Source organism: Microbacterium sp., assembly GCF_047607225.1.
Classification (GTDB): domain Bacteria; phylum Actinomycetota; class Actinomycetes; order Actinomycetales; family Microbacteriaceae; genus Microbacterium.
Map to the genome: position 1 here is coordinate 1 of NZ_JASGDO010000024.1, position 17,332 is coordinate 17,332.

Consider the following 17,332-nt stretch of genomic DNA (forward strand, 5'->3'; position numbering starts at 1 on the left):
CGGCCGCGGGGGTCTTCGGCGGCCGGGCCCTCGTGGGCACCTTGCCCGCCGGGGTGGCGACGGGGCCGGGCGCGACGCTGCTCGTGTCGATTCCCGCCCGGACGCCGTTCGACTCCGATGCGGCCCGGCGCTTTGCGGAGGCGCTGAGCCCGGCCGCCGCGCGCCTCGTCCTGTCGGTGGGGACACCGGCGCACGTCCGTGGCGGAGAAGGTGCCGGGACGGAGGGCGCGGCCGTCGAGGCCGGGATCGAGCGGGCCCTCACGTCGCTCCAAGAGGCGATCGATCTGGCGAGGGCCCCGCAGGGGCGTTCCGGCCGCGGTCCCCACATCCGGCGAGCGGAGGAGCGTCCGCTGGCGCGGCTGGTGACCGCCCTCCGCGACGATCACCGCGTGCTCGATCACGGTGAGCGGATGCTCGCCCCGCTGATCGAGCACGACCTGGCCCGCGGCGGCGACCTCCTCGACGTCCTCGGGGCGATGCTTGCCCACCCCGGCAACCGCACCGCGGCGGCGACGGCGTCGCATCTGTCGCGCTCGGTGTTCTACCAGCGGATCGCGCTCATCCAGGAGCTCCTTGCCGTCGACCTCGACGACGGCGAGATCCAGACGGCGCTGCACCTCGCCCTCCTCGTCCGCCGCTCCGTCGCCCCCTGACCCCGCTTCGACTCCGGTCTTCCGGGGATCCCGTGCTTTCCGCCGAGAGCACATGCTCTCATCGAGCGCCTCCGTTACGGACGTCCGCGACATGTGCCCTCGCTGAGAACATGTGCTCTCAACGAGGGACCGGGACCGATGAACCAGGGGGTCCGGGTGGGGGTCCGGGTCAGGCGAGGTAGACCTTGCGGAGCGTCTCGCGGACGGTCCAGACGGTGCGCATCCCGGACTCGAGTCGCACGATCGCACCGGGGGTGAGCTGGATCGCGGGAAGGGCGGGGTCGACGAACTCCACCGTGGCGTCGCCGGCGACCACGACGAACACCTCCTCGATCTCGGTGTCGCTCATCGCCCCCGGCGTCATCTCCCAGACGCCGATCCCCATGTCCTCGTCGAGGTCGACCGATCCGGTCGCGGGTCTGCCTGCCACGACCTGCGCGGCCGGAACCGGCGTCAGTGTCAGGTCCACGTCGGCCGCGGTGACCAAGACACCCGCATCCAGCTCCGTCACGAGTCGAACCCCAATCCCAGCGCGTCCAGTGTCTTCAGCAGGAGGTTGCGCTTGCCCTCGTTGTGATCCGCCCGGTCCATCGACCAGCGGGTCGCGTTGATCCCGATCGCCGCCGCCGGCTCGGGCGGGAAGGGGAGCGGTCGCGCGCGGACCATCTGCAGCGCCGTCCGCTCCGTCTCGGAGCCGTCCAGCAGATCCAGCATGACATTGCCGGCGAACCGCGTCGAACCCACCCCGAGGCCCGTGAAGCCGGCGGCATACGCCACGCGCCCCGCCCGGGCGGTGCCGTAGAAGGCGGTGAACTGCGTCGAACTGTCGATCGCTCCTGCCCACTGGTGCGAGAACCGCAGTCCTTCCAACTGGGGGAAGGTCGTGAAGAAGTGGCTCGCGAGCTTCGCCCACACGTCGGGCCGGTGCTCGTAGCGTGGATCGACCCGGCGCCCGTAGTGGTAGATCGCGTCGTAGCCGCCGAAGAGGATTCGCCCGTCCTGCGTCGGCCGATAGTAGTGGAACTGATTGGCCATGTCGCCGATGCCCTGGCGATCCCGCCAGCCGACCTCTTCCCACTGCTGCGCCGAGAGCGGTTCGGTCATGAGGACGTAGTCGTACACCGGAACCGTCATGAGGCGATTGCGGCGCAGGAGCGAGGGGAAGACGTTCGTGGCGAGCACCGCGTGTGCAGCCGTGACGCTTCCCTCCGCCGTGTGCACGGTGACGCCCGTCGCGGTGGTGTCCAGTCCCGATACCCGCGAGCGCTCGAAGATCCGCGCACCGCGTTCCTCGGCCGCGCGCGCGAGCTCGGCGGCCAGGCGCGCGGGGTGCACGAGCGCGCACGTGCCCTTCTCCCAGATCGCCCCGAGGTACGTCGGCGAGGCGACGGAGCCGCGCACGGCCTCCTGGTCGAGGAAGACGACGTCGGGGTCGGAGGCGGACTCGGCTCGCCAGTCGTCGAGCCAGGCGAGCTGATGCGGCTCGACGGCGGGGGCGAGCTGGCCGGTGCGCTCGAACTGCACGTCGAGACCGAGCTCGCTGACCGTCCGTTCGATCTCGTCGAGGTTCTCTCGTCCCAGACGCTCCAGGGTCTCGATCTCGTCGGGCCAGCGCCGCGCGCCGTTCTCGTGACCGTGAGTGAGGCTCGCCTCGCAGAACCCGCCGTTTCGTCCCGACGCCGCCCACCCCACGCGGTTGGCCTCGATCACGACCACCCGGCGACCGGGGTCGCGAAGGGTCGCCAGGAGCGCCGTCCACAGTCCGGTGTAGCCGCCCCCGACCACCACCAGGTCGGCCTCGACGGCCCCGCGCAGCACGGGCCGATCGGGGCGCAGCGCATCCGGCAGATCCTCCGTCCAGAACACCCCCGAGCGCGTGTCGCTCAGACTGCGGTCGACCACGGCCGGCGCCGGTGCCTGCCGTTCGAAGACGGTGGTTCCCACGGGGTGTTTCCTCTCGAGATGGTGCGTGTCAGTCGGCCACGTACACGCGGTCGCCCTCGACGAAGGTCTCGAGCACGCGGGCGGTGCCGATCTCGTCGGCGGGGCCGGCGAACGGATCGCGGTCCAGGACGGCGAGGTCGGCGTACTTGCCCACCTCGATCGTGCCCGTGTCGCGGTCGAGGTGATTCACCCACGCCGATCCCGCGGTGTAGGCCGCGAGCGACGTCCCGAGGTCGATCGCCTGGTCGGGGAGGAAGGGCTCGTAGTCGCCCTCCTCGTATCCAGGCGCCGCCTGACGATTGACGGCGGTGTGGATGGCCGCGAGCGGGTTGGGCGAGGACACCGACCAGTCGCTTCCGGCGGCCAGCACCGCCCCCGCGCGCAGGAGGTCGCCGAACGGATACTGCCACGCGTCGCGCGGTGCTCCGAGGAACGGAAGGGTGAGCTCGACCATCTGCGGCTCGAGCGTCGCCCACAGCGACTGCATGTTCGCGGCGACGCCGAGCTCTCGGAAGCGCGGGACGTCGTCGGGGTGCACCACCTGGATGTGAGCGATGTGGTGCCGGTTGTCGCCGCGTCCGTTGCGGGCGATCGCTTCGGCGACCGCGTCGAGGCATTCGCGCACCGCGCGGTCGCCGATCGCGTGGAAGTGCACTTGGAAGCCGAGTGCATCGAGCCGCGGCACGGCGTCGCGCAGCACCTCGGGATCCACGAAGGAGATGCCGGAGTTGTCGGTGGGATGACCATGACCGTCGTGGTACGGCTCGAGCATCGCGGCCGTGAAGTTCTCGGCGACGCCGTCTTGCATCACCTTGACGCTGGTGGCCTGGAAGCGGCCGTGGCTGAAGCGCTCGCGGCGCTCCACGAGCGAGGGGATCTGCTCGAGTCCGGCGCCCCGGTCCCACCACAGCGCCCCGACGACGCGGCCGGTCAGGCTGCCGTCGATCGCGGCTCGCCGATAGGTCTCGCCCTGATCGACGAGGTCGCTGTAGTCGCCGATGATCGCGTCCTGCCACGCGGTGATGCCGTAGGAGTGCAGGTAGCGCTGGCCCGCCAGCAGCGCCTCGCGGAGGAACTCGGGCGTGGGATCGGGGATGAGGCGGTTGACCAGCGACATCGCGCCCTCGTGGAGGGTGCCGGTCGGGGTGCCGTCGTGGTCGCGCTCGATTCGCCCGTCGGCGGGATCGGGGGTGTCACGGTCGATCCCCGCGCGCCGGAGCGCAGCGGAGTTCACCCACGCGCCGTGCCCGTCGCGGTTGGGCAGGAAAGCCGGGCGATCGGGGAGCACGCGGTCGAGCGCGGCCGCCGTCGGGGTGCCGCCGGGGAAGGCGGACATCGCCCAGCCGCCGCCCAGCACCCACTCCGAACCGTCCTCCTCCGTCGGGGGGTGGGTCCGGGCGTAGGCGGCGACGAGGTCGAGGTACTCCGCCTCGGTCGTGCCGTCGGCCAGGTCGCAGCGGAGCAGTTCCAGGCCGCCCGACACGGGGTGGACGTGGGCGTCCTGGAAGCCGGGCACCAGCAGCCGTCCGGAAAGGTCGACGACCTCCGTCTGCGGCCCGATCAGTTCCCGGACCCCCTCGCCGCCGACGGCGACGATGCGCCCCCCGGACACGGCGACGGCGCTCGCGCGGGAACGCACCGTGTCGGCCGTGAAGACCGGTCCGCCGTGGAACACCAGCTCTGCGTAGGTCATCTCTCTCCTCACGCCCCACCCATCGTGCGGGCGATGTCGGTGGCCGAGTCGCCGGCGCGCTTGAGCACGACCGCCACGACGGCGAGGGCGACGAGCGTCAGCAGCAGCATGATCGTGGACACGGCCGCCACTTCGGGACGCAGGCCCGAACGCACCGCCGACAGCACGTAGACCGGCCAGGGAGTGGTCCCCGAGACCTGCACGAAGGCGGCGACGATCGTGTTGTCGAGGCTCAGCGTGAACGCGAGCAGGAACCCGGCGAGCACCGCCGGCATCGCGAGGGCGAGGGTGACGCGGCGGAAGGTCGTGAACGGGCTCGCGTACAGGTCACTGGAGGCCTCTTCGAGGTTCGCCTCCTGACCGACCAGGCGCGCCCGGACGAGATAGGAGACGACGGCGGTCGCGAACAGCGAACTGCCGATCGACAGGCGCACGATGCCGTCGTTGAACATCCCCAGTCCCCAGTCCTGACCGAGCGTCACGAACCAGGGGAGGAGAGCCACGGCGTCCACGATCTCAGGCGTCACCGACACGAGGAGGAGGAGTCCGAGGAACCACCACACCCACCGGCCGGGGTGGCGCGCCATGGCGATCCCAGCAAGCGTGCCGAGCGCCGTGGCGATGACGGCGGAGATGAGAGCCGTGATGAGGGAGACCCGCACGGCGTTCTGCACGGCGGGCTTGTCGAGGATCGTCCGGAACGCGTCGAACCCGAACCCGTCGAACGAGACGAGCAGCCTCCCGGTGTTGAACGAGTAGATGACGATGACGATGATCGGCGAGAACAGGAACAGGAGCACGAGCACGCCCCACACGTTCAACGCGACGTCGCTCCACGACCGCGGCGCGCGGCGCCCGCTTCCGAGCATGCTGCCGTCGCGCTGGCGGAGGATCGTCTCGGTCTTCGTCGCCGTCACGAGGCCACCTCCTGCTGTCCGAGTGCGAGGCGGTTCCGGGCGCGGAAGGGAAGGCTCAGCGCCCACAGCAGCAACGCCGCCACCGCGATCGTCAGGGCGATCACGAGCATCAGCACGACCGCCATCGCCGAGCCCAGGGCCCAGTTCTGCGCGGTCTGGAACTGGCTCGCCACGAGCTGACCGACCATGTTGCCCTTCGCCCCGCCGAGGACGGTCGCCGTGATGTAGTCGCCCATGAGCGGGATGAACACCAGCAGCACGCCCGCCACGACGCCGGGGCGCGACAGCGGCAGGGTCACCCGGAAGAAGGTGGTGACCTTCCCCGCGCCGAGGTCCTTCGAGGCCTCGCGCACCGCGGGCCCCACGCGATCGAAGGCCACGAACAGCGGCAGGATCATCAGCGGCAGGTAGTTGTAGACCACACCGATCAGCACGGCGGTGCGGGTGTAGAGGAGGTCGAGCGGGCCGTCGAGCATTCCGATCGACTGGAGTCCCTGCGACAGCCACCCCTCCGGGGCGAGGATCACCTGCCAGCCGATCGTCCGGATGAGGAAGTTCGTCCAGAACGGGATGAGGACGAGCGCGATCAGCAGTCCCCGGCGCTGAGGACGCACCTTGAACGCCATCCAGTAGGCCACCGGAGCCCCGATCAGGAAGCACAGCGCCGTTCCGAGGACGCCGACCCAGAGGGTGTTCTGGAACGTGGTGAAGAACGTCGGCGACAGCGCCTCGGCGTAACGGTCGAGCGAGAGCACGTCGTTGGCGTGGGTTCCGAAGATGCCCGGCTTGTAGCCGAAGCTGTACCAGACCACGAGCCCCACCGGCGCGACGAAGAACACCAGCAGCCAGATCCACGCCGGGACCGCCAACAACCCCCCGAGGGAGCGCCGGGGCGACGCGGGCGAATCAGGCACCCGCGGCGGCCTTCATCTCGTTCCAGATCTCCACGCGCACCGTCTGCGACTCGTTGAGGGTCTGCTCGTGCATCGTGGCCAGCTGCGCCTCGTCGAAGAAGATCAGCTCCGGAAGCTCCAGACCCGCCTCTTCGGCGGCGGACTCCATGTCCTTGCCTCCGACGTTGTAGCCGATGTAGTCGAGGTTGAGCATGAGGTTCTCCGGCGTCATCGAGAAGTTGATGAACGCGTGGGCGGCCTCGGGGTGCGGTGCGCCTGCGGCGATCGCCCAGTTGTCCATCCAGAGCTCGGTCTGCGGTCCGGGCAGCACCCACTGCCACCGCTCCGGCTCGGAGGAGGCGAGCAGCCCCAGGCGCGCGTCACCGTTCCACGCCTGCATGAGCACCTGCGTGCCCTGCGGGATCGCGTTGGTGCCGGGGTAGGAGTCGAAGGCGGCGATGTGCGGAGCGATCTTCTCGACGAGGAAGGAGCGGCAGGCATCCAGCTGCGCCGTGTCCTGCGTGTTCCAGTCGGCGTCGTTCGCCCAGAAGTACGCGCCGATGATGCCGGCGGGGTCGTCCGACATGCTCGTCTTGCCGCTGGCCTCGTTCTGCGCGGCGTCGAAGAAGTCGTTCCAGGTCTTCAGCTCGCGTGTGATGACCGTCTTGTCGTAGACGAACCCGGTCGTTCCCCAGGCCTTGCAGACGGAGTAGTCGTTCTCGGGGTCCCATGCCCGGCCGAGGTAGGCCGGGTCCATGTTCTCGAGGTTCGGCAGGAGCGACTTGGTGAACTTCGTCAGCAGCCCGTTCTCGATCATCTGCGGGATGAACACGCCGGTCGGCACGACGATGTCGAACCCCGAGGTGCCCTTGGCGGCGATGAGCTTGGCGATCAGCTCCTCGTTGGAGCTGTAGGAGTCCAGGGTCACCTTCGGCCCGAGGTCGCTCGTGAAGTTCTTCACGACGTCGGGGGAGTCATAGTCGCCCCACGTGTAGACCGAGAGCGACCCCTCCAGGGCTCCGCCCGAGGCCTGCGAGGAGGGGCTCGTGTTGCCTCCGCCGCCCGGCGCGCACGCGGCGAGCACGGCGGTGCCGCCCGCGAGCGCGGCGAGGGAGAGGAATCGGCGGCGCGAGAGCTCGTTCGCGATGATCGGCACGGCCTTCTCGTGGGCGAGAATGCGCAGCGCGGAGCGGGAGTCGTTCATCGGGGCCTCCTGGTCGGGTGAAGGTCGTGCGGCGGATGGAGCGTGTCGGTGTCGCTTACTCGGTCGGGGGTGCGACGTACCCCGCCGCGCGGGCGGCGTCGTCGGCGGGGAAGAGGAGCACGTGGGCCGGCGACCACGTGCACACGACCGCGTCGCCCACCCGGAGGCTCGGCGCCTCCGGCGTCGGCCGCCGCGCGATGAGGCTCTGGTCGTCGCCGAGCCGAACGAGATACTGCATCGTCTCGCCGAGGTGCGAGACCCCGATGAGCTCTCCGCGGACGGCGTTGGTCTCGGCCAGCGCCGCGCCGGTGTCGGCGGCGATCCGCACGTTCTCGGGACGCACGGCAGCTTCGGCCGCCCCCGACGAGGTTCCCGGCAGAGTGGACACCTCGGAGCGGGCGATGACGTGCGTGGCAGACACGGCATCGGTCCCGACACCCGTCCCGCGGAAGAAGTTCTGCTGCCCGACGAAGGCCGCGACGTACGCCGAGGCCGGGCGTGCGTAGACCGTGTCGGCGTCGGCGAGCTGCTCGATGCGTCCCTCGCGCATGATGGCGATGCGGTCGCTCATCGAGAGCGCTTCGCCCTGATCGTGGGTCACGAAGACGAAGGTGATCCCGAGCCGCGACTGGAGGAGCTTGAGCTCGAGCTGCATCTCCTCGCGCAGCTGCCGGTCGAGGGCTCCCAGCGGCTCGTCCAGGAGCAGCACGGAGGGACGGTTGACGAGGGCGCGGGCGAGGGCGACGCGCTGCTGCTGGCCTCCGGAGAGCTGCGTGGGCTTGCGGTCGGCGAAACGGCGCATCTGCACCATGTCGAGCGCTGCTGCCGCGCGTTCGCGGATCTCCCCCTTGGAAGTGCGGCGCTGCTGCAGGCCGTAGGCCACGTTCTCGGCGACGGTCATGTGCGGGAAGAGGGCGTAGGCCTGGAAGACGGTGTTCACGTCGCGCTTGAACGGCGGCGCGCCGAGCACGCTGGCGCCGGAGATGCGGATGTCGCCGGCGTCGGGGTGTTCGAAGCCCGCGATCATGCGCAGCGTCGTCGTCTTGCCGCAGCCGGAGGGCCCGAGAAGCGACAGGAACTCGCCGGCCTCGATCGTGAGGGAGAGGTCGTCGACGGCGAGCTGCTCTCCGTAGTGCTTCGTGACGTGCGAGAGCACGACCGATCCGGTGCCGGGCGCGGGCCCGGATCCGGACGAGGTGGTGGTCCGGTCGACGATGGATTCGGGTGCCGACGTCACGCGTACTCCGCTCCTCGCACCTCCCTGGCGCGTGTGCGGACATTCAATACGTCCGGGCCGTGCCGCGCAATGATCGCGCGGCCCCACCGGACGATTCCTCCCGCCGCGTCCACGCGCCTGACAGATCGTCTGGGGCGGCGTAACGGGGCGGTAACACCGTCGACTCCGACCGGGCGATCGAGGTGACCCAGGAGGCGGACCCGGCCGGGGTGGGTCAGGCGTTTCGTCGGATGACCCTCATCAGCCACGCGATGATCGCGATGACGATGATGACGAGGCCGATCCACAGGAGGAACTCGGCGGCCTTCACGAAGACGCCGAGGAGCAGAAGAGCGATTCCGACGAGGAGCAGGATGACGGCGAGTGTGGTCATGCGACCACCATCGCGCGCTCGACGTGGAGTCTCAACGGGGTTGACACGCGTGCGTTTTCTGTCCTCTGCGCGTTTTCGTGTCGCACATGCGATTTCTATCCACCGGGTGGAGGGGTGTCAACCCCCTGGAGGCGGCAGCGCTCTTCGGGGTTCACTGACTCACGAAGATGCCGCTCCGCATTCTCCCGGGGCGGTTCGTCCGCCCCACCCCGCGAGGTGCATGAACGTGAAAGACATCCTGATCGATGGTCAGCGGCTGCTGACGACCGACGCCGTCGCCGACGCCGTCATCGACTACGCCCGCGTCTTGCACACGGCCGGTGAGTTCGACGTCGTCGACTTTCCCGGCATCCACGACGGCGAACCGTCGATGTGCTCTCTCTTGCTGGGAACCGCCGGGTCGCTCGTGGTGGTCGATGCGCAGATGGACCTGACCATCGCGCTTCCGGAGTCGGACGTGGCGTGCGCCGAGATCGCGCGGCGCGCCGACGCGTTGCGCTGAGAATCACTCCGTCCCGCGCTGGACCGGGTCCGGAAAAGGCGCGCGGGTGTATTAGCGTCAGAGGAACGTGCACTGGGCCGAGCAGTGCGCTGACGTCCCCGCGCCCCCCGAGGTGTCCCGATGACGCATCGAAGACGCGGCCGAATCCGGAGAACCCGTGGGCAAGTTCATCTATCAAGGCTCGATCACCATCGACTTCGACGATCGCGTGCTCGCGCACCTGCAGGTCGTCATCGGCCAGAAGCTGCGTCGTGGCGAGTCGTTCCACTTCACCTGGCGTGAGGACCCGAGCGTCGGTGACGGCCGCACGTCGGTGTGGCTGCACCCGTCGGCCTCCCTGGTCTACCGCTACTTCGGCAGCCGCCAGCCGAGCCTCAATCGCGCGTGGCTGGAGGCGCTGACCTACACCGCGAACTCCACCAACGGGCTGTACATCGTCCCCGAGCCCACCGAAGGCAGCGGCGACGGCTCGGACTGAGCGGCGGGATCGTCCGCTCCCGACAGCGGGGCCTCAGTCGGCGTCGGCGAGCTCGACCACCTGCGGTGAGGTGTCGGGCACCTCGTGCTCGCCGCTGTCGATCTGCTCGGCAACGAGCATGATGCCGCCCGACGAGTTGGCCGTCTGGGCGAGCTCCTCGAGCCATTCCCGGCTCAGATCGGGCGTGTCGGGGTCGTCGAAGACGAACCGGAGTGGGATCGAGGGGTGCAGCCAGATCGTGCTGCGTCCTCGCGCTTCGTCTTCGGGGTGCTTCCAGCTGAGGGTGAAGCTCTCACCGCGGCGGAGCTTGGTGGCGACGACCACCTTGAGGTGCGCCAGGGCGCGGTCGTCGATGTGGATCGGCGTGGCGGAACCGCCGTAGTAGATGGTGCCCATGCCCGCACTCTACGCGTATTCCTGACGGCGGCGTGAGCGGATGTCAAGCCCCTCGTGACGCGGACCGGCTCGGCCTAACGTGCCCCGTGTTCGATCCCGACCGCGCCGCGGCTGCGACCGGTCGGTTCTCACGCTCACGACCGGTGGAGGCGGCATGAAGGCTCTGCGGGGGGTGGGCGTTCTCGCGCTGATCGTGCTCCTGTCGGGGTGCTCGGCTCTGTCGTCGATCCCCTTCGATCCGGAGGGGAGCCTGGACCGGATCACAGGGGGAACCCTGCGGGTGGGGGTCAGCGACGCTCCGGGCCTGGTGGAGATGGAGGCTGATCGCGCGGCGGGTCCGCTCGCCGATCTCGTCGCGGGCTTCGCCGAGGAGCGGGACGCCCGCGTGCAGTGGACGGCGGGCAGTGAGGAAGAGCTCGTCGACCGGCTCGAGACCGGCGACCTCGACCTCGCGATCGGCGGGATGACCGAGGAGACCCCGTGGCTCGACCGGGCCTCCGTCACCCGCGGGTACGACGGCATTCCCGGGGCGAATGGGCGCCGGATCGTCGTTCTCCTGCCGCTGGGTGAGAACGGGCTCCAGTCGGCCCTCGAGGCCTTTCTCGACGAGAGGGTGGGGCCGTGATCGCGCAGGTGACCTCGATGGGACGCACCGATCTGCCGGACGCGCAACGTCGCGCCGTCCGCGACGCCGTGCGCTGGGAGTGGTTCACGATCGGCTACACGCTGGTGACGATCGTGCTCATCGCGCTGGTCGTCGGCGGATCGCAGGCCATGAAGACCGCGTGGATCGAGGACATGCTGTCCCTCGTCCCGCAGATCTCCTTCCTCGTCGCCCTTCTCTTCATCAGGCGCCGGCCCACGCGACGATTCCCCTACGGCCTGCATCGCACGATGGGCGTCGGGCACCTGGTGGCAGGAGTCGCCCTCCTCGCGATCGGCGGCAGCCTCGCCGTGGAGTCGGTGGTCGGCCTCGTCGCCGCCGAGCACCCCGCGATCGGAACGATCAACCTGTTCGGCGCCACCGTGTGGCTCGGCTGGCTGATGATGGGCGTGATGGCGCTGACGATGATCGGCCCCTTCTTCTACGGCCATGCCAAGGCGAAGATCGCCCCGCAGCTCCACAACAAGGTGCTCTATGCCGATGCCGACATGGCCAAGGCCGACTGGACGACCACCGTGGCGTCGATCGTCGGCGTGGGCGGAGTGGGCATCGGCTGGTGGTGGCTCGACGGTGTGGCGGCCCTGTTCATCTCGGCCGGCATCGTGTGGGACGGTGTGCGCAACACCCGCGCCGCGGTCCTCGACCTGATCGATCAGCGCGCCCGGACGCACGATGACGCGGAGCCTCATCCGCTCCTCGGCGACATCGTCGCCTCGCTCGAGCGGCTGCCGTGGGTGCGCGAGGCATCGGTGCGGATGCGGGACATGGGGCAGGTCTTCCACGTCGAGGCCTTCGTGGTCCCTCGGCGCGGGGGCGTGCGGCTCGCGAAGATCGAGGCCGCACGTGCACGGATCGCGGCTCTGGACTGGAAGGTCCAGGACGTGGTCGTCATTCCGGTGGTCCAGCTGCCGGACGAATCAGAGAGGAGCAGATCATGACCGATCCGCGCGAGAAGCACCACGACGAGGGATTCCCGGATCAGGAGCAGACCCAGCCCGGAATCACGTCCGAGACCGCTCCGACGCCCGATCACGGCGAAGGGTCGTACCGGGGCAGCGGCAGGCTCGAGGGCCGCCGCGCGCTCATCACGGGCGGTGACTCCGGCATCGGGCGGGCCGTGGCGATTGCCTTCGCGCGGGAGGGGGCCGATGTCGCGATCGCGCACCTCCCGCAGGAGCAGGAGGACGCCGATGCGACGGTCGCCCTCATCGAGAAGGAGGGTCGACGCGCGCTGAGCCTCGCCGGCGACGTCCGCGACGAGGTGTTCGCGACCGACATCGTGGTGGAGACGGCCGAGCGGTTCGGCGGCCTCGACATCGTGGTGCTCAATGCGGCCTATCAGAAGGACCGCGACGGCATCGACACGCTCGAGACCGCGGAGTTCCAGCGCGTGTTCGAGACCAACCTGTACGGCATGCTGTACTCCGCCCGCGCGGCCGTTCCGCTCCTGAAGCCGGGTTCGTCGATCATCGTGACCTCGTCGATCCAGGCCTTCAACCCCTCTGCCGGGCTCATCGACTACGCGATGACGAAGGCGGCGCAGGTCGCCTTCGTCAAGGCCGCCGCCGAGGAGCTCGGACCCGACGGCATCCGCGTGAACGCCGTGGCTCCGGGTCCCATCTGGACACCGCTCATCCCGGCCACCGGTTGGGACGCGGATCGGCTGGCCACCTTCGGACAGGACACGCCGCTCGGGCGGGCGGGCCAGCCCGCCGAGCTCGCCGGCGCGTACGTGTACCTCGCCTCCGAGGAGGCGTCGTTCGTGTCGGGCGCCGTTCTGCCGGTCACGGGCGGCAAGGGCCTGTAGCCCGGCGGCCGCGGCCGGCGGTGGCCGCAGCGGCGACGGTCGGATTTCGGCCGACTGACCGGGCGACGGCCCGATTCGTCCCCACAAGACGGGCCGAAAGCAGGCGGAACCGGTGGCCGGGGCCGGTGAGCGGCGGTGGCGGCCGATCCACCCTGCTTTTGGCCCGGCCTGCCGCCGTGCCCGCCCCGCCTCCGGCTCCGCTCCGCGCCCGCCGGTTCCGGCCCGATTCGTCCCGGTGCGGTGCGATGGGCCGAAAGCAGGCGGAAGCGGTGGCCGGGGCCGGTGAGCGGCGGTGGCGGCCGATCGACCCTGCTTTTGGCCCGGTCTGCCGCCGTGCCCGCCCCGGCCCGGCCCGTCCCGGCTGGCGCGGCGGGGGCAGGCGGGGCGTCAGATCGCGAAGACCCGGGATGGGCGGGGCCCGTGCAGTTCGCCGTGGAGGCGCTGCATCCGCGCGTCGAGCTCGGCGGCCGTGTCGGCGGCGTCCTTCAGCTCGGCGAGGAGGCCGTCGGGCACCGCACCCTCGTACTTGTAGTAGATCTTGTGCTCGAGGCTCGCCCAGAAGTCCATCGCGATCGTGCGGAACTGCACCTCGACCGCCACGTCCACTCGGCCGCTGGAGAGGAAGACCGGCACCTCGACGATCACGTGGAGGCTCTTGTAGCCGTTCGGCTTGGGGCGGGCGATGTAGTCCTTCACCTCGCGCACCGTGATGTCGTCCTGCTGGGTGAGCAGGTCGAAGAGCCGATACGCGTCTCCCGCGAAGCTCGTCGTCACCCGCACCCCCGCGATGTCGGTGATGTGCGCGCGGATCGAGTCGAAGTCCGCGTCGATGCCCTTGCGTACGACCTTGTCGATCAGGCTGTCGGCGGACTTCACGCGGCTGGACAGGTGCTCGATGGGGTTGTAGTCGTGAGTGAGCTGGAACTCGTCGCGGAGGATCTCGAGCTTGGTCTCCACTTCGCGCAGTCCGAACTGGTAGAGCAGCAGGAACTTCTGGAAGTCGTCGCGCATCTCGCGCAGCTCCCGCGGGGAGAAGGTCGCCGTTCCGTCGGTGGTCCTCACGGAGAGATGCTGCGGCAGGGCGTCCATGGTCCGACCGTACCGAGCGTGCTTCAGGGGATCCTGTGAGAGGCGGCCGGTGCGCCCGCCTGGCCCGCCCCGTCAGCGGATGCGGGAGTGCTCCCCGAGGCGGTGCCAGGTGCGGTTGTGGTAGACGAGCGCGTCGCCGGCCTCGCCCGGCTCGACGTCGCGGTTGAGCTGGGACTGCAGGGCGTGCGCGGCGATGACGGTGGAGGATCCCGCGTCCATGCGCCCGATGACGGCGCATCGCACCCAGGCCCGCACGTCGCGGAAAACGGGTTCGCCCGTGACGAGGCGGCTCCAGGACTCGGTGTCGGCGAAGCGGTCGATGCCGCTCGTCGCTCCGAGCTTGGCGAGGTCGAGGTCGGTGGCGTCGAGGAGGTGCACGACGACCGTCTCAGCCCGCGAGAGGACGTCGGCCGACGAGGACAGCGCGGAGATCGAGAAGATGAGCAGCGGCGGGTCGGCGCTCACCGACGAGACCGAGGTGGCGGTGAGCGCCACCGGGCCGTCGCCCGCGTCGGCGGTGATGACGGCGACGCCCCCCGGGTGGCCGCGGAACAGCGCCTTGAACTCGTCGGCGGACAGCGACGACGAGAAGCGGTGATCGGCCGCGTCGAACGGCGCGGCGGCGGGGGACTGACCGGTCATGCCTTCGACGCTAGTCGCGTCGGCGCGCGCGAGGGCCGTTCGTGTGCCCCCGTGACATTCTGTGACCGATTGTGACGCCCACCGTTTCCTCGTGTTTCGGTGTTCTCGGGTCGGGTCGATGAGGCGTCCGACGATGGGCTCATGTCGCTCCTGATCACCCCCGAGCGCCTTGCCGCGGATCTGGCGTCGGGCGCGCCCCCTCGCGTGCTGGACGTGCGATGGCGACTGAATGAGCCGGAGGGGCGGCCGGCCTACCTGGCGGGCCACGTGCCCGGCGCCGTCTTCGTCGACCTGGAACGGGAGCTGGCGGATCCGGGCCGTCCCGAGCTCGGGCGGTATCCGCTGCCGGACCCGACGCGACTGAGCGCAGCCGCGCGGCGGTGGGGGCTTTCCCGCGGAGACCGCGTCGTGGTCTACGACGACAACGACGGCGTCGCTGCCGCGCGCGCGTGGTGGATGCTGCGGGGTCACGGCGTGGCGATCGAGGTCCTGGACGGAGGGTTCCGCGCCTGGCTGGATCACGGAGGGATGCTCGAGCGCGGTGATCGCGCGGTGGCCCCGGGAGACGTCGAGTGGGGGACGAGCGCGTCGCCTGTCGCCGGCATGGACGAGGCGGCCCTCGCTCCCCGTGAGGGCATCCTCGTCGACGTCCGCACACCCGCGCAGTACCGAGGGCAGGCCCCGACGCACGATCCCGTGTCCGGTCACATCCCGGGAGCGATCAACATCCCGGCGGTGACGCACATCGACCCCGAGGGCCGTCTGCGCCCGCCCGCGCACATCCGCCGCGTGCTCGAATCGCGCGGCATCGCCCCCGGCGATCGGATCGTGCTGTACTGCGGCAACGGGATCGCCTCATCGCACTCCGCTCTGGCCTTTGAGAGCGCGGGCGTGCACACGCTGCTGTTCGTCGGCGGCTGGAGTCAGTGGAGTCGCACCCCCGGCCGTCCGGTGGCCCGTGGGGCGACCCCGGCCGAAGAGATCTCGACGGTCTGATCCGGAAGACGCCGCCGGGCGGCCCGGGGGCTGCCGGCATCCGCGCGCGGACGGACGTCTGCCGAGACCGCATGGCCGCTCTGGGGCTCTACGGAGGTGGGGTCGCCGAGCACGCGGAGGGCATGGATCACGCGCACTTGATAGGTGAGGAACGCCACGAGCTGCGACAGGGTGACGATGTCGTCGACGCTCCATCCGGCTGCGCGGAGGGCGGCGAGTGCAGACGGCGACGCTTCGCGCGGCCGGAGCACCAGGAGGTGCGCGTGTGCGAGGGCGGGACCGAGTGCTGCCGCGTCTGCCCGGGTGGGCGCCCATCGCGCACCGTCGGTGTCTTCGGCCGACAAGGCGCTCGGTGGGTAGTGGCCGAAGGGGCCGGCGCCCGTCGCGCGCGCCGCCAGGGCGCCGACGGTCGCAGCGAGTCCCCTGTCGGTCTCGCGCAGTCGCTCGCCGTACGCCGACACGGGGACCGAGCCGATGCGCACGACGAAATCGGCGACCGCGAGCCGGTCGTCGAGAGGGAACCCGGCGGTGCCGGGGCCACCGAACAAGGCGGTGAAGTCCGCCTGGGACTGTTCGCGTGCGTGCGGACGGTGTCGTCGGAGGGCGTCGGTGCTCGACCCGGGTTCGACTCCCGACTCTCTGTCGATGATGTCCGTCGCGGTCTCGGACCCGTCGGGCATGACCTCCTCCTTCGCGATGGGCTCAGTCATCGAGGGCGTGGCGCAGACGCGGCCACTCGGCCTCCGCCCACGCGGTGACGATCTCGGCTCGCCGATCGACCTCCGACGCGGGGAACGCGATGCCGCGGGTCGGCACCGATGCCCCCAGCTCCACCAGCAGAGGACGCAGGGCCGTCTCCACGGCGAGGGAGTGGGCGGGGCTCCCGAGAGTCAGAATCGGCACCGCGGTGAGTCGGTGGAGCGCGCCGGTGTCGAACCGGTCGAGGAAGGCCTTCAGCAGCCCCGTGTAGGTGGCCTTGTACGTCGGGCTCGCGACGATCACGACGTCCGCGGACAGCACGCGTTCCCGGGCGGCGTCGACCGCGTCGCTCGGGTGACGGAACAGCTCGTCGGCGATGTCGGCGAGCTCGATCGTCTCGGCGATCGCGGCCCCCGACCGCGCCGACAGCTCGGCCGCTACGGTATCGGCGACGGCCCGGGTGCGGGAGTCGCGCTGCGGGTTGCCGACGAGGGCGATGACGGAGGTCACGACGCCCTCACGCGAGTCCGCCGCGGGGGCGGAGCACGCCGACCCGGGCGAGCCCGAGGTAGAGGAGGCAGCCCAGGCACACCCCGAACGCCGCGTTGAGGAACGCCGCCGCGAAGGCCAGTCCACCCGCGATCGGCAGCGCCCAGGGCACTCCTGCGAGGTGGAGCACGAGCCCCGTCGAGACGACCACGAGCCCGACCAGTTGCGCGAAGCGCGGGGGACGCGGATCTTCGAGATCCGTGGGCGGGGCAAGGCGCGGGCGCACGAGCGTGCGGAACAGCACTCCCCAGGGTGCCGTCGAGGGAGAGGCGACCCCCCAGACGAACAGTGCGGCCGCGATCGCGAGCACGATGAACCCGGGGTCGGCCGCGCGTACGGCCGCGGTCGCCCCGACGGAGGATGCGGCGCTCTGCAGCGCGAAGAACGTGCCCGCCAACAGGAGCACACTCGTGAGCGTCGCGGCGAACCTCGGGCCGCGTGGGTCGATCGGCGCGGGCCGGGCGGGCGAATCGGAAGACATGTCGTCACGGTAGGCGAAGACCCCGCGCGTCGCGCCGCTCTCGTCATACGGCGACACGGAGCCGCGTTTGCCGTACCGCCCACCACGGGTTACTGTGTTGGCGTGTCCCTGACTT

At 70.4% G+C, this 17,332-nt stretch carries 21 protein-coding genes; 7 read left to right on the forward strand and 14 right to left on the reverse strand.

Going from position 1 to position 17,332, the window contains the following annotated elements:
- The coding region (locus QM591_RS03875; RefSeq protein ID WP_415129803.1) for a PucR family transcriptional regulator at positions 1-653 on the forward strand (653 nt) is incomplete at its 5' end.
- Between the two features lie 169 nt (positions 654-822).
- On the opposite strand, the gene QM591_RS03880 is transcribed toward QM591_RS03875, so the two are convergent.
- From QM591_RS03880 to QM591_RS03915, 8 genes are all read right to left on the reverse strand, one after another.
- Positions 823-1,164, reverse strand: coding sequence for a cupin domain-containing protein (locus QM591_RS03880; RefSeq protein WP_415129805.1), 342 nt, complete (start codon positions 1,162-1,164; stop codon positions 823-825).
- Positions 1,161-2,597 (reverse strand): NAD(P)/FAD-dependent oxidoreductase, encoded by a 1,437-nt coding sequence (locus tag QM591_RS03885; protein WP_415129807.1) that lies wholly within the window; start codon positions 2,595-2,597, stop codon positions 1,161-1,163. The genes QM591_RS03880 and QM591_RS03885 overlap by 4 nt, the downstream gene beginning before the upstream one ends.
- Before the next feature lie 28 nt (positions 2,598-2,625).
- Positions 2,626-4,290, reverse strand: a complete 1,665-nt coding sequence (locus QM591_RS03890) for an amidohydrolase (RefSeq protein ID WP_415129809.1) — start codon at positions 4,288-4,290, stop codon at positions 2,626-2,628.
- Between the two features lie 8 nt (positions 4,291-4,298).
- A complete protein-coding gene (locus QM591_RS03895; RefSeq protein ID WP_415129917.1) occupies positions 4,299-5,159 on the reverse strand; it encodes an ABC transporter permease in 861 nt (286 codons plus the stop codon).
- Positions 5,160-5,203: 44 nt separating this feature from the next.
- Positions 5,204-6,121, reverse strand: a complete 918-nt coding sequence (locus QM591_RS03900) for an ABC transporter permease (RefSeq protein WP_415129811.1) — start codon at positions 6,119-6,121, stop codon at positions 5,204-5,206.
- On the reverse strand, positions 6,114-7,304 hold the full coding sequence (locus QM591_RS03905) for an ABC transporter substrate-binding protein (protein WP_415129813.1): 1,191 nt from the start codon (positions 7,302-7,304) through the stop codon (positions 6,114-6,116). Before QM591_RS03905 ends, QM591_RS03900 begins: the two co-directional genes overlap by 8 nt.
- Positions 7,305-7,359: 55 nt before the next feature.
- A complete protein-coding gene (locus tag QM591_RS03910) occupies positions 7,360-8,541 on the reverse strand; it encodes an ABC transporter ATP-binding protein (protein WP_415129815.1) in 1,182 nt (393 codons plus the stop codon).
- Positions 8,542-8,755: 214 nt separating this feature from the next.
- On the reverse strand, positions 8,756-8,914 hold the full coding sequence (locus tag QM591_RS03915; protein ID WP_082829292.1) for a hypothetical protein: 159 nt from the start codon (positions 8,912-8,914) through the stop codon (positions 8,756-8,758).
- A gap of 226 nt (positions 8,915-9,140) precedes the next feature.
- Here QM591_RS03915 and QM591_RS03920 point away from each other — a divergent pair, with 226 nt between their 5' ends.
- Together QM591_RS03920 and QM591_RS03925 are read left to right on the forward strand one after the other, a co-directional pair.
- Positions 9,141-9,416, forward strand: a complete 276-nt coding sequence (locus QM591_RS03920) for a hypothetical protein (RefSeq protein WP_415129818.1) — start codon at positions 9,141-9,143, stop codon at positions 9,414-9,416.
- A gap of 157 nt (positions 9,417-9,573) precedes the next feature.
- The gene (locus QM591_RS03925; protein WP_415129820.1) at positions 9,574-9,894 is read left to right on the forward strand and encodes an ATP-dependent DNA ligase; all 321 of its coding nucleotides are present in this window, start codon (positions 9,574-9,576) and stop codon (positions 9,892-9,894) included.
- A 33-nt stretch (positions 9,895-9,927) separates the two neighbouring features.
- Here the strand turns inward: QM591_RS03925 and QM591_RS03930 are convergent, their stop codons facing one another.
- Positions 9,928-10,290 (reverse strand): hypothetical protein, encoded by a 363-nt coding sequence (locus QM591_RS03930; protein ID WP_415129822.1) that lies wholly within the window; start codon positions 10,288-10,290, stop codon positions 9,928-9,930.
- A 154-nt stretch (positions 10,291-10,444) separates the two neighbouring features.
- On the opposite strand from QM591_RS03930, the gene QM591_RS03935 reads away from it, so the two are divergent.
- The 3 genes from QM591_RS03935 to QM591_RS03945 are packed head-to-tail and all read left to right on the forward strand — an operon-like array spanning position 10,445 to position 12,761.
- The gene (locus QM591_RS03935) at positions 10,445-10,915 is read left to right on the forward strand and encodes a hypothetical protein (RefSeq protein ID WP_415129824.1); all 471 of its coding nucleotides are present in this window, start codon (positions 10,445-10,447) and stop codon (positions 10,913-10,915) included.
- Between the two features lie 17 nt (positions 10,916-10,932).
- On the forward strand, positions 10,933-11,892 hold the full coding sequence (locus QM591_RS03940) for a cation transporter (RefSeq protein ID WP_415129919.1): 960 nt from the start codon (positions 10,933-10,935) through the stop codon (positions 11,890-11,892).
- On the forward strand, positions 11,889-12,761 hold the full coding sequence (locus QM591_RS03945; protein WP_415129826.1) for an SDR family oxidoreductase: 873 nt from the start codon (positions 11,889-11,891) through the stop codon (positions 12,759-12,761). Before QM591_RS03940 ends, QM591_RS03945 begins: the two co-directional genes overlap by 4 nt.
- Positions 12,762-13,148: 387 nt before the next feature.
- On the opposite strand, the gene QM591_RS03950 is transcribed toward QM591_RS03945, so the two are convergent.
- Together QM591_RS03950 and QM591_RS03955 are read right to left on the reverse strand one after the other, a co-directional pair.
- Entirely contained in the window at positions 13,149-13,850 is a 702-nt protein-coding gene (locus QM591_RS03950) for a GTP pyrophosphokinase (protein WP_415129828.1), read from the reverse strand.
- Between the two features lie 72 nt (positions 13,851-13,922).
- Entirely contained in the window at positions 13,923-14,492 is a 570-nt protein-coding gene (locus tag QM591_RS03955; protein WP_415129830.1) for a flavin reductase family protein, read from the reverse strand.
- 141 nt (positions 14,493-14,633) lie between these two features.
- Between QM591_RS03955 and QM591_RS03960 the strand changes: the two genes are divergently transcribed.
- A complete protein-coding gene (locus QM591_RS03960; protein WP_415129832.1) occupies positions 14,634-15,488 on the forward strand; it encodes a sulfurtransferase in 855 nt (284 codons plus the stop codon).
- Here QM591_RS03960 and QM591_RS03965 read toward each other — a convergent pair.
- The 3 genes from QM591_RS03965 to QM591_RS03975 are packed head-to-tail and all read right to left on the reverse strand — an operon-like array spanning position 15,416 to position 17,217.
- Entirely contained in the window at positions 15,416-16,168 is a 753-nt protein-coding gene (locus QM591_RS03965; protein ID WP_415129834.1) for a CMD domain protein, read from the reverse strand. The genes QM591_RS03960 and QM591_RS03965 overlap by 73 nt on opposite strands.
- Before the next feature lie 22 nt (positions 16,169-16,190).
- A complete protein-coding gene (locus tag QM591_RS03970) occupies positions 16,191-16,697 on the reverse strand; it encodes an NADPH-dependent FMN reductase (RefSeq protein ID WP_415129836.1) in 507 nt (168 codons plus the stop codon).
- Positions 16,698-16,704: 7 nt separating this feature from the next.
- Positions 16,705-17,217 carry a DUF4395 domain-containing protein gene (locus QM591_RS03975; RefSeq protein WP_415129838.1) on the reverse strand — a complete coding sequence of 171 codons (513 nt, stop codon included), beginning with the start codon at positions 17,215-17,217 and terminating at the stop codon, positions 16,705-16,707.
- Positions 17,218-17,332 lie beyond the last annotated feature (115 nt).